The 12,248-nt window shown below is 59.4% G+C and carries 13 protein-coding genes; 11 read left to right on the top strand and 2 right to left on the bottom strand.

Annotation, left to right across the window (positions count from 1 at the left end):
• From HY788_06850 to HY788_06800, 11 genes are all read left to right on the top strand, one after another.
• On the top strand, nt 1–394 hold a 394-nt coding region (locus HY788_06850; protein ID MBI4773886.1), incomplete at its 5' end, for a hypothetical protein.
• 190 nt (nt 395–584) lie between these two features.
• The gene (locus HY788_06845; protein MBI4773885.1) at nt 585–932 is read left to right on the top strand and encodes a hypothetical protein; all 348 of its coding nucleotides are present in this window, start codon (nt 585–587) and stop codon (nt 930–932) included.
• Between the two features lie 71 nt (nt 933–1,003).
• A complete protein-coding gene (locus HY788_06840) occupies nt 1,004–1,165 on the top strand; it encodes a hypothetical protein (GenBank protein ID MBI4773884.1) in 162 nt (53 codons plus the stop codon).
• A 101-nt stretch (nt 1,166–1,266) separates the two neighbouring features.
• Nucleotides 1,267–2,040, top strand: coding sequence for a hypothetical protein (locus HY788_06835; protein ID MBI4773883.1), 774 nt, complete (start codon nt 1,267–1,269; stop codon nt 2,038–2,040).
• Between the two features lie 164 nt (nt 2,041–2,204).
• On the top strand, nt 2,205–3,383 hold the full coding sequence (locus HY788_06830; protein MBI4773882.1) for a hypothetical protein: 1,179 nt from the start codon (nt 2,205–2,207) through the stop codon (nt 3,381–3,383).
• 68 nt (nt 3,384–3,451) lie between these two features.
• Complete coding sequence (locus HY788_06825; protein ID MBI4773881.1) at nt 3,452–4,327, top strand: hypothetical protein; 876 nt, start codon at nt 3,452–3,454, stop codon at nt 4,325–4,327.
• A 131-nt stretch (nt 4,328–4,458) separates the two neighbouring features.
• On the top strand, nt 4,459–7,569 hold the full coding sequence (locus HY788_06820; GenBank protein ID MBI4773880.1) for a hypothetical protein: 3,111 nt from the start codon (nt 4,459–4,461) through the stop codon (nt 7,567–7,569).
• 9 nt (nt 7,570–7,578) lie between these two features.
• The gene (locus tag HY788_06815; protein ID MBI4773879.1) at nt 7,579–7,974 is read left to right on the top strand and encodes a hypothetical protein; all 396 of its coding nucleotides are present in this window, start codon (nt 7,579–7,581) and stop codon (nt 7,972–7,974) included.
• Nucleotides 7,971–8,240, top strand: a complete 270-nt coding sequence (locus HY788_06810) for a hypothetical protein (protein ID MBI4773878.1) — start codon at nt 7,971–7,973, stop codon at nt 8,238–8,240. Before HY788_06815 ends, HY788_06810 begins: the two co-directional genes overlap by 4 nt.
• Entirely contained in the window at nt 8,191–8,631 is a 441-nt protein-coding gene (locus HY788_06805; GenBank protein ID MBI4773877.1) for a hypothetical protein, read from the top strand. Before HY788_06810 ends, HY788_06805 begins: the two co-directional genes overlap by 50 nt.
• Complete coding sequence (locus tag HY788_06800) at nt 8,628–8,840, top strand: hypothetical protein (GenBank protein MBI4773876.1); 213 nt, start codon at nt 8,628–8,630, stop codon at nt 8,838–8,840. The genes HY788_06805 and HY788_06800 overlap by 4 nt, the downstream gene beginning before the upstream one ends.
• Before the next feature lie 225 nt (nt 8,841–9,065).
• Here HY788_06800 and HY788_06795 read toward each other — a convergent pair whose 3' ends face one another.
• The gene (locus HY788_06795) at nt 9,066–9,413 is read right to left on the bottom strand and encodes a hypothetical protein (GenBank protein MBI4773875.1); all 348 of its coding nucleotides are present in this window, start codon (nt 9,411–9,413) and stop codon (nt 9,066–9,068) included.
• 104 nt (nt 9,414–9,517) lie between these two features.
• Nucleotides 9,518–11,950, bottom strand: coding sequence for a hypothetical protein (locus HY788_06790; protein ID MBI4773874.1), 2,433 nt, complete (start codon nt 11,948–11,950; stop codon nt 9,518–9,520).
• Nucleotides 11,951–12,248: the final 298 nt, after the last annotated feature.

Raw genomic sequence — 12,248 nt, 5'->3', positions numbered from 1 at the left:
GCAAGCCGGGGAGTTCGCCGAGAACGCCCATTTCATTATCGAGTTTCCGCCCGAGGCGGATTTGACGGACGTACGCGTGAATTATGATCGGGAGATCGTTTTTCATCTGATCCCGTTGACCGAAGCGGACCTGTCCGCGCTATCGCCCGAAACCGAGGAGGCCGTCCGGGCCATCGCGTACAATGAAATTCTGCGGGCCATCCAGGTCCACGGTGTGCACCTGCGCCGGTATTTTGACCTGGACACGTTCGACACGTTCGGCCTGCCCGTGTGGTTCTACGCGGCCGAGAACCTGGTCACGCCCGAGCAGCTCGAGGAGATGTATCCCGGCCGATTTCGGCCCGAGGATTCGGAGGGGATTTTGTGGGATCGGAATTTGAAACCGATGAAATAGAAGAAGACGCCGGGGGACCGGCGGTCCCCCGGACCGCCTGTTGCGGCGATCGTCCCGTATCGTTTCACGATCCGGACCGATCGCAGGGGGGAACGTTGTAGGGGCGGTTCGCCCTTCGACTGGGCTCAGGATCTACGACGAACCGCCCATTTGCCGAGCCGGGGCTCGGCGCTCCCAGGGGAGGAACACAATGAAACGAATCTGTTGGTTAATCTGTTTGCTGGTGTCTGTTGGGATGGCTGTTGAGGCCCAGGCCGAGGATGTCAGATTGTCCTGGGATCCGGCGGCGCGCGCCACGGGATACACGCTGTCCATGACCGTGGACGGTGGGGCCACGTGGGAGGCGCGGGACGTCGGGAACGTGACGGAATACGTCTGGGAGAACGTGCCCGAGGATAGGAAGATCGAATGGAAAATCAAGGCGTTCAACGATTTCGGCGGCATGACCAACGAATACGCCCTGACGTCCTATGACCATCGAAAACGGCCGGCGGGTATGGCCACCGGGCTGGCCGTGTTGCCGTTGCCGAGTTTTTAGAAATGGTAGGGGCGAATAGCATTCGCCCGAAATATGCCGAGCCGGGGCTCGGCGTTCCCAGGGGGGCATCGATGTCCGAGAGAATACGGGAATTGGAGAATCGGTTGGTCATAGCCAACGCGCAATTAGAGGCGATCCGGGAGATTCTGGACGGCGCCGAGCCGGACGATTTCATGATGTCGTTTCCCATCGTGCGGGATGTTTGGGATTTGAAACAGCGTAGGGGCGAATAACATTCGCCCAGGAACAGGGCGGTTCGCGAACCGCCCCTACGGATCGGGGCGCGAATGTTTTGTAGGGGCGATTCGAGAATCGCCCGATAGCAGGATCGACGATGTCCAATTTCATTCTCTCATACTCGTTCGTAGACTTCACGCCCACGGCGTCGACGGAGCACGCGTCATTTCCGGCGGAGAATATCGCTGACCTGTCGAAACCGAGCGCCGAGTATCGGTCGACCAACGCGCTGCAGACGACCATCGTGCTGGACACGGGCGCGGCGGCCACGGCCATAGCGGCGGTCTATATCGGCGGCGTGAATTTCACGTCCATGACGATCCAGGGGAACGAAACGGATTCGTGGGGAGCGCCGTCCTTCACCCTGGCAGCCACCATCGCACAGGACGCCGAGCTGCTCAAACGCAAAGCCTTTATCGCGCTGACCGGCTTCGCCTATCGGTACATGCGCCTGGTCATTCCCGTGCAAACCCGCACGGACGGCGAGGGATTCTATCGCATCGGGGTCGTGGCGTTGATGTCCACGGCGGCGGAACTGCCCATCAACCCCCAATACAATTACGAACGCGCGCCGGGATGGCCTCACGAAGAGGTCGAGCTGGACGGCGGCGGCATCGAGACCTTGATCCTGGGCCTGTGCATGCGGTTCGAGGCGGAACTCGAATTCCAGGCCAGGCAGACCCACGAGGCCACATTTCACGCCATCAACGCCGTGCAGCCGGGGCAACCGTTCATCTTCTACGAGAACGGGTGGCACAGCGGCGGCACGGAAAAGGCGTACCTGGTGCGCATTCAAAAACCGCTGAGCATCAAGTGGGAGGCGGATAGTTATTTTTCGACGAATCGATGGAAATTGGTGGAAATTGTGTAGGGGCTCGGCGTTCCCAGGGGATGTAGGGGCGAATGGCATTCGCCCGAAAACAGGGCGACTGCCGGTCGCCCCTACGGAACAACAAACCGACACCCGTAGGGGCGGTTCGAGAACCGCCCGCGAAGAGCCGAGCCGGGGCTCGGCGTTCCCAGGGGAGGAAAACCATGAGACACGGGATCACACGAATCGGTAGGGTTTTCGCGAGGGCGCTTCGCGAAGCGCCCCTACGTTGGGTGTTGATTCTCTGCGCGGTTTTGGCGTTCATCCCGGCGTGCGGAGGGGACGGCGGGACGCCCGAGGCGCCATTGACGCACGACCGGTTTGGGGCGCACGTGTTGCCGGTGGAAATGTACCAGGTCGAATCGCCGGCGATTAAATCGATCGACCCACATGGGTGGTTTCCCCTGGCGCGGGCGTACGGCATTTCGCTGGATCCCGCGCAACAGATCGAATTTCGGTATCTCGGAGAGGACGATTTCCGTCGCATGAACGCGATGGGCGCGTGGGCGGTCACCAATTTCTTCAAATGGTGGGTGGACCGCGACGACACGAGGCCTCACGTATTCGACCTGATCGATTATTGCGACGCGTTCGGCATCAAATTGATCGGCCGCATCGAGGACACCACCCGGTATTCGAATTACGCGGATCCCGGCCCTACGGACGAACGATGGTTTCGGGAAGATTGGACGCCCTATGTCGAACGGATGGCCGCCCAGGGCAAAGGCAAGGTCTACGCCTGGCAAATCTGGAACGAAGCGTGGGAGCCCAGCCGGTGGATGGTCGGACCCACGGGCCAACAGATCACCGAGGCCGAATACGTGACATTCCTGCGCGATACGCGCGCGATCATTAAAGCCATCGATCCGGACGTCCTGGTGCTCAATTCGGGCATTACGTCCATTACGGAAACCTACTTCAACGGGGTAACGAAACGGCTCATCGCCGCAGGCATGCTCGAATACACGGACCTGTTCAATTTTCACTACTATGCGGACGATATCGACAGCGACGATGAACGTGCGATTCACGGCATAGCTTCCCGCACGGGGGATAAGCCGTGGATCGTTACGGAAGCCAACCACATCAATCCGAACGCAACCGACGCGGCCAAGTGGAATATGATCCAACAAATCTGGGACGCGTGCGGATCGTACGGCAAAACACCGGTGGCCCTGCTCGGGTTCGTGTGGCGATCGGACGATTTTTTGCCGGCCGGATGGACGATGGAACGAAGATTGGAGAACATGATTTTGGCGGACGCCGCGTGGGCGGTTCGCCCCTCGACGGTGCTCGGGATTTGCGACGAACCGCCCCTACAAAACGGGGCGTCGGTTAAATAATTGTAGGGGCGCATCGCGATGCGCCCGATGAACAGACAGGCGGGACGCCTGTCCCACCGAGAGGCAGCATGAACGTATACGAATGCACGGCATTGACCGGCGGGGGCGCGAACGCACTGGATGCGATTACGTGGTTCGAGGGTGGCGCGGCGGACGGGGACATGGCGTTCGCGACGGTGTCGCAGCGGTTTTATGTGTTCCGGTATGACGGAACGGCGAGCGCGGCGGAAACCGTTGCGGCTCATCCGTACGTGATCAAGCCCGATGATGCCGGGGCCAATAACGGCCGGTGGAAAGAAGCCACCGCGGCGATCATCGAAAGCGATTTCAACCACGACAGCCTAACCGGATTCGTGGCCAACGAGCATATCGACTGGACCAACGCAACGTCCAATTTCGTGACCACGGGCAGTGTGACGTTGAACAATTCGGCGGCCACCTACCCGCTGGACCTGGCGTGTTCGAGGGCCGGGGCGCAGTACATCCGCATCGTCCATTCGGCGAACCAGTCCGTTGGAAACATGCTCCAGCGGAATCAATCGGGCGGCTCGTACAATGTCCAATGGCTGTACTATATCCCCAATAACCAGACACGGCTCCAATGGTTCACGGACGGGGCCGCGGGGATCGCCATGTACCTGACGGCGGACGCTGGAAATCTGTATATCCTCGGCGATTGCTCGGCGGCCACGTTCACCGACCGGACCCCTGCGTTCGCCGGGGATGCGGTCGCGGCCATCCGAAGCATTTCGGCCAAGCCGGACACCGTGGACGGCCGCGGCTGGGGCGAGTTGGATCACGGAACCCTGCCCGCCGGGGTGCTGGTCGAGACGGTCGAGGATAAGAAGACCGTCCGGCGGCGTAACCTGTCCAATATGGTGAGCCTGCTGACCAAGGGGTTTCAAGAATTGGCCCAGCGCGTAGAAGCGCTGGAGGGGAGATAAACCTCCGGGGGCCGATGGCCCCCAGACCCCCATGCGGCGGTCCTTTTGGGATCGCCCGGCGATCCCAAAAGGACCGCAACAATAGAGGGGTCGGGGGATGCGGTGCATCCCCCGAGAAACACACATAACATATGCCTACAACTCCAATTATTCTCATCGACATTATCAAGGCCGCGACGCATTACCGCTATTCGTCGGTGGATTCCTACGATTCGGATGAGGCGTTCTACCGGGGCGTGGCCGAGTTTCCGGACGTGTCCGAGGCGGCTACGGAGCTGTTGTATGGGTACCTGGACCACGGGGACGTATCCATTCGATTGAACGATTTCGCCGGCGAGCTGACGGACACGTTTTTCGGGGACACGCCGGTGGACATTCGCGGGGCCCGGGTCACGATTACGAGGGCGGATTTCGATACCGAGACGTTGACGGTGGGTCAGGCGCGATCATGGGAGGCCGGGGTGGCCTGGGAGGCGGGAGTTTCGTGGGCCGGGGCAGCATCGAGGACGCGTCTGACGTCCGAGCAGGTATATCGACTGATCGGCAAGGTCGATTCGTTTTCCGTGGGCAAGGAAGCATCGCTCACGGTGACGTTTCGCGATCCGGACCTGTTGGAGGGGTTGCTCGGTTCGAAGACGGTGACGGTCGAAGAGTTCGAGGACGCACCTCAGGAGTCCATCGGCCGGACAATCAATATTCCCCTCGGCCGGTGCCGCAAACTGCCGCTCACGCTGATCAAAGAGGACTATGTCAACAACGAGGCTCATTACTTGGTGGGTTTCGGGACCACGGAGACCAACAACGTCAATAAGATGAGCACGGCCGTCATTTACCGTGACGATGTGGTTGTGGGCGAAACCGAGATGGATGCGACGGTCGTCTGTTACGATGGTTCGACAGGCTCACCATACGAGGGGTACGCATCGGTCAAATTCACGGGCAACGGCTGGCAGCAGCGGGATTTTTCGGGGCGATATTACGAGCTGAAGGCGGACTGGTACGGGTTGGAGCTGGGCGGCACGGAGGCCGAGCGCAACCCGGTGACCCTGATCGAGCACATTCTGTCGGACGGGACCTGGGGACGGGATCAGAGCGTGAATGCCGCGAGCTTCGAGGCAGCGGCGGCGGTTTCGGCCATCGATGCGCTTTTGTGCGACGTTCCCCTTTCGGCGGCCGTCAAGACCAAGGAAGTGGTGGACGAACTGCTGAGTTATTGCAGGGGGCGGCTCGACCGAAACGCGGACGGCGAATGGACCATCGAGGTGGACGGGGCATATGACTCCACGAGCGCGGCCACGTTCACGCAAGGCACCGCCGGGCGGCAAACGAACATTATCGAGGTGGGCGATCGGTATTGGCCTTCCGTGCGGGAGGCGGTGAAAACGATAAGCTTCGAGTATGCTCCGGACGGGGACGCCAAATTCGAGTTCATGACCGAATCGAGGACGGTCAACGCGGATTTCGGCGAGGGCCGCGTCGAGCGGCTAAACTACGTACAGGACAAGGAAACGGCGGATCGGATCGCGTGTTTCCGGCAGCGGCTGCTCACGTATGCGGCCGAACGGATCGATTTGACGCTGGGGCAGGACGCCCGGAGCCTGAGCGTGGGGGACGCGATTACGCTGTACGTTCCGGCCCGGCATATCGACGGGGCGCTGTACCGCATCGAACGGATACGGAAGTCGAGGAGCCGGGTCGAGGTCACGGCGTCGGTCTATTCCGAGGATATCTACACGTACGATGCGGGGACGTTGCCGGGGGACGGCGGGGACTCGGGCACCACGGACTGGAGCCGGACGCCTCCGGACGATCCGACGGATTTGGCCATCGATTCGACGGGGACGTACCAGGCCGGGGACGGCAACACCCTGGCGTATTTTGTGGTCGAGGCGGTGCAGGGGACCGAGGATGCCGAGAATTTTTCGAGGATGAAGTTCGGGCGGCGAGTCAACGGCGAAGAGGTGTACACTTGGCAGGACGCCGAGGATCAGGGATCGGGCCTATGGCAGGCGCGCATGGACGGGTTGACGCCGGGCATGGAATACGACCTGGTCGCCGTGGCGGTGAACGGGTTCGGGATCGAGTCCGAGACCAATCCGACACTTTCGGCGCAGTTGGCTCCGGGGGATGCGAGCGCGCCGGGCGTGCCTACAGGGCTGGCGGTGACCGGCAACGTGGGAAATTGTTCGCTCGATTGGAACGATAACACGGAGGCCGATTTCGCGCGGTATGTGGTGCGCCGGGGCGGCACGGAGATCGCCCGGGTGGACGTCAGCCGCTTCGTGGACGCCACGGGCCTGACGATGGGAACCGCCTACACCTACACGGTTTCGGCGCTGGATCTGACGGGGAACGAAAGCTCCCCGTGCGCCGGGGTTGCGGGGACTCCCCGCAAGGCGGGCAGCGGAGACATCGGCGATGGGGCCGTGGGCACCACGCAGATTGCGAACGCGGCCATCACCTCGGCAAAGATCGGCAGCGCTCAGATCACGTCGGCTCATATTGGAAGTCTGCAGGTCACTAATGCCCATATCGCGAACGGGACCATCGAGAGCGCGAAAATAGCGAGCCTGACGGCGGATAAGATCACGGCCGGAACCATCACCGCCGATATCGGGATCTCGGGTGGAAACAAGCTCACCATGGCGGCGGGTGGCGATATTATTCTGACGGGTGACCCATCAAACCCGGCCGAAATTGTGTTCACTTATAGCGGGACAGATAAGTGCAGGATATATGATTCCGGTTCTTCCAGTGAATTAGTCTTTAGACCGCATACTGATGGATTAAGAAAACTTTCTCTTGGTACGCCATCATACGGGTTTGGAGAAATCTATTTTTACGTTTCTGGCGTGGGAGTCCCATCCGCTTTATTCAATATCAGTGGCAGCAACGTCCTAAATGTTCAAAGCGGAAAGATCCTAGCATATAAAGATATTGATCCCATTTCCGGCGGAACGCTGGATTTAGGCGATTCCGCCTATTACTGGTCCTCAGTTTTCGCCGAATCATTTGGTCGGGACGCTTCCAACTATATCACTTTCGATCAGTCCGTGGGTAATGTATACCTACGACCCGCCGATCACGTGGTAATGCATGTGGAAGGATCGGCGGTTTCCAACGGGGAGCTATCCAACGGGGACTTTTCTTTCTATTTGAGCGAGGCGCTCAACGGGCTCTACGTAAAAGTAAAATATTCGGATGGAACCGTCAAAACAGGATTGGCAGCGTCGTTAACGTAGGAGGATTTCATGGATGCATACACTTTGCCGCAGGAAGAGAATGCTTTGACGTCCGGCGAGTTGGCGAATCTGCTGGGGGAGCGGGAACTGACCATCGCGCTGCGCGGCCGGAGCACCATCGAGCCGGCCGATCAGGTAGATTTGACCGTGGCTCTGGCGAAAAAGGAGTTGGAGGCTCACGGCATCAGGAGATGGCGAAGGTGGTTGATACCTCGGGCGGTCTTGAACTCCTTTGGGAATCATATTGTCATGGTGCGGATGGCCAACAACCGCATTGCACGTCTGGCTCGAGAAAAGGAGAACCTTACGGCGGCGTTGGCGGAGGCCACGGGCGGTTCGCAATCCGGCGTCGCTGCGCTATGCCGGGACGCGCCCGCCCCTACAGCGCCGGGGCAGGCCCGATGACCCGGGATCAGATTGCCATCGCGGCCCTGGGGAGCGTATCGGCCATGCGGCTGATTTGGGACCGCGAGCGGTGGGTGCTCATCGCGGCGATCCCGGCGCAGCCTGGCTGGTTGTGGGCGGCCTGGGATGTCGGGCAGAGGGGCATAGTATATATTTCAACAGCCTGCACGGCGGTCCGGAGCCTGCTGTCGTGGCGGGCCTTCAGGAGGAACAGACATGTCTCCAGCGTTGCCGATTATCGATGGCGTGACGGGGATCGTGAATAAGGTGGTGGATCATTTCCTCCCGGCGAGTATGAGCGAGGAGGAGAAGGTCAAGGCCAAACTCGAAGCAGGCGCCATGGCTCAGCGAATGGCTTTGGAGGAGAAAAGCGCCTTCCGGAATTTTGTTCTGGACTACGAAGGCCGGGCTAAAGAGATCCCGAAGACGCTCGTGTGGCTGCGATCGAGCATCCGGCCGATGCTGACCTACCTGATCGTCGGGGCGTATGTGTGCGGGTGGATGGGGATCCGGCTGCCGTATACGAATATGGTTTTCACCCCCGAACACATGGAGCTGCTCAAGCCGGCGCTGATTCTGGTGCTGGGGTTCTGGTTCGGAGAGCGGCTGCTGACCCGGAGTGGACTCGCGGAGGCGATTAAGGGGAGGAAAAAATGACCGATGGCGATCGCCTTAGCAATATCGAGCGCCGACTTGACGAGCATGGCAAGACCTGTCCCCAAACGGGAATCCTGTCCAAAATACGGCAGCAGCAGGCGTCCTGCCCCAGAGCACAGATCAAGTTTTTATGGTGGTTTGTGGCGGGAGTGGGCGCCGCCATTGCCGGTCTGGCGGCGTCTGTTTTTAAATTGGTGGCCTACCCGTGACGCCCGGAGAAGGGCTCACATTAGAAAAGCGCGTTTCTTTGGAACTTCCCCCCACACCTCCCGGCTAAGCGTTGAGCAGGCAACGACCTGACGTCCACGTCTGGACGCGGCCTCTCAGCGGACGGCGTGATTGCCGGAAAACCCGAGGGAAACGAATCCATCGATTCCCCCGGTAGAACACGATCGCGTCGGTTCTCGAAGCGAAACTCGATCGAGCCGGCGGCGTCATGGGGCCGGCGTTTTGACATAGGGACGTTGTTCTTTGTCCAGCAGCACCCGGCCCGTTACGGAAATGGTTTTCCCGAGGCTCGCTGAGCCGGGCACCGTGGAATAACCCTCCGGTACGGGGCCGGACACGTACAGGCACCCCTTGTCGATATCCACCATCCAGTCGCTCCGGGTTTCCGGGGGAGCGGTTTTGCAGGACCCGGACCAGCCCATGAACCGTCCCTCGATGGTAACCGTACGTTCAAGGCCCTGGCTTCCGTAGAGGGCGTGTTCGCCTGCCCGCATCCGAAGTGGAGCATGACCAGTATCAGCGCGAGTCCCAAAGTCTGTCGGTTCATCTCTCATGCCTCCTGCAACGGCTCTTGCCAAGGCGGCTGTTAATAGATCCCGGGAATCCTTGTTCTCGGATGATCCCGGGGCAGCTCCGGAGGAAATCCTGATCTTGTCCGCTATCTGGCGGGCTTCGGTATCAGGATGCCGGGCTTCAATCCCCGCTTCTTGCCGAGACTTTTCCCATTCAAAACCGGCTTGAAAACTTTGGTGCGGTCGCCACTCCTGATCGAGATCGCCGCCACCTGGTTCTGGGCGCTGCCTCCTATGGTTATGTAGCCCACGTACCACCAGTCGCTATAAAAATTGTTGAGCACTTTATCGATCTCGTCATCGCTTTCGTACCAGTCGATAGGTGCGGGATTGCCGAGGCTCAGAATCGGGGATTGAACCACATCCATGCTACCGTCCGAGTAGATGACCGTCACCTCCGCCAAGGCGTCCACGGAGAAGAACCCGTTATCCCAATAATTCACGAGAATATCATAGTCGCCCACGGCCACCACTTCCGCGGCGGCATAGAACTCCTCGGAGTATCCCGTCTCAGCGGAATCGCCGGAGAAGAAACCGTTGGGCGTGGATACGCCTTCCCAGGGCGCGGAGATCAGCCCGTCCGGTTCCCAGATATACAAGTCCAGATCGGCGTCCGTGTCCCAATAGAGGTCAATGATGAAATTCCCTTCCGCTGTTTCGAGGGGCTGCTGGCCACCGGACGCATCGCCTGTGACGAGCAGGTTGACAAAACTTCCCCACGTGCCTTCCGCCGCGCGCACCTGATTCACTGCGAGCTCGTTGTAGGAAGCCAGATCCTGGTCGCTCACCTGTTCCCGGGTGGGCAGATAGACGGCCAGGCCCGTTGATCCGGATCTGGGATCGGTTTGTTGTGACGGGACGTGCACTCCGTTTCGTACAATGGCCGAGCTCAACACGCTCTGAACTTGGGAAATCTTGGTCTTGACCTCCTGGTCGGACGTTTCCGCATTCAACTTGGCCAGAAAGTCGCCCAGGTCGTGGTTCTCCTTGAATTCGTAGGCGATGGAGTTACCTCGAGCCTGCTGCACGTCGGGCCGGATCGTGTTTATGTTCTGATTCAACGTCTGGGCCAGCGCGTTCATCGCGCTGTCGAGGTTGGTTAACTTTGACATATCGAAGGCGGACTTGGTACTGACGGACCGTCCTTCCTGCTCGTAAAAATTCTGAAACTTGTCCGGAATGAGCTGGGCCAACGCCAATGCGGACATGGACGGATTGGCCACCAGGGCTGAAAGTACGGTGTCGTATGGATTTCCGTCCCCGGGCTCCGTTTCCTCGGAAAACACCAGGTAATCCGCAAATCCCGCCAGCTCGTAGGCGACTTCGTACATGGCCATGAGGCACAGATCGAAATCGAGGACCGCCACGTGTATGCCCGCATTCTCGAGGGCGGCGGCCAGTCCGGGCACGCTCATATACGAACCGGAAGTCTCGTCCTGGAGCAGCCCCCTGAAACCGCCCATGGTGGTTCCCCGCTCTTTCCAACCGGATCCGTGGTCTTCGAGTGTCAAGGCATATCGTTTTGCGGGATAGGTTTGGATCGCCCATTTAATGAAGTCGGCCAAGACCTGGGGACTTCCCATGTCCAGGTTCCCCACGTTGGTCACAGGACTGGTGAAATTGGAGGTGTCGTTGTCCTTTATCACACGCGCCCTATAAGTATTCGGAAATTGCTGCTTGAGTTCGGAAGTGTAGTTTTGGCTGACTTCGAATTGGATCACCACATTCGCCTTGTCGGTGGAGCCTGCGGTCTCCATTTCGTTCATATCGGAGTACAAGGCCTGCGAGAGGTTGTTATCCCCCGCGATGAACACCATGAAGGTCCAGTCCGCCGCCGGCGGCTGGGACGTATCCGGCGCCGAGAATTGCTTGTCCAGGGCGTAGCTGAGAGATCCGCCTTCGCTCAACTGTATCACGGCGCTGTAGGAATCGGAGTCCGTGGCCGCCATGTTCAGGATGTGGCCGTAACCTGCCAGATCATCCGCCACGTCAATGCCGTCCGACCAGTCCGTGTCCAGAAACACCATCCAGGATCGGGCGTCGGGACTGAAAATCAGGATCGCCGCCTTGGTGGAGTACGTTTGCACGTAGAGATTGGTGGTCGGGCTGCCTTTGTAGATACCATCCGCCGTGCTGGAGCCGTCCGGGGCTGAAAAGTCTTTGGAAAGGGAATATTGAATGGGATTTCCGCCCGCTGGGGTCAGCGTTGCCGTAGCCTCGGTGTCCGACGAAAAGCTCATGGAAAGGGAGTGTCCCGAGTCGGTGAGGTCTTGGGGATTGGTGATCCCGACTTTCCAATCGGTGTCCAGAAAAGCGTACCAGGTAGCGATGGCGTCCGGAGTGAGAATAATGACCGCCGAACCGGTGGTGTAGGTTTGGACGTATACGTTCATGGATTGCGGGTTTTGCGTGGGTCTGTAAATGCCGTCGATGGCGCCGTAGGCCGACGCCGAAGCCATGCACATGCCGAAGGCCAGAATGACGGCAATTACGCAACAGGGCAGGGAAGCTCGTTTCATGAAAGTCCACCTCCTTGAGGCATAGGTTTACGGAAGGAGCCCCGAAAGGTCCTGCAGGACGGCGGGACGCGGATCATGATGGGCAATCATCCCAAAACGGGACTCTTCCGGACGGAACCTTGTGCTCATTTATTCTCGGTTTCAACGGGTTGAATTCTTCTTCGAGAAACCTGTACATCATGCAGGTTGGACGTAAAGGAGGGCCTCCGGAAAACTTGGATCGAAGGGTTTTCCGGATCACCCTGCTGATATCGTACGATTTCCATTATCCTTGAGCCCTTTATGCATTGTCAAGGTT

Source organism: Deltaproteobacteria bacterium (assembly GCA_016208165.1).
GTDB lineage: Bacteria > Desulfobacterota > Desulfarculia > JACQYL01 > JACQYL01 > JACQYL01.
Note: the sequence above shows the minus strand (reverse complement) of the source record. Positions and strands in the feature narration are given on the sequence as shown.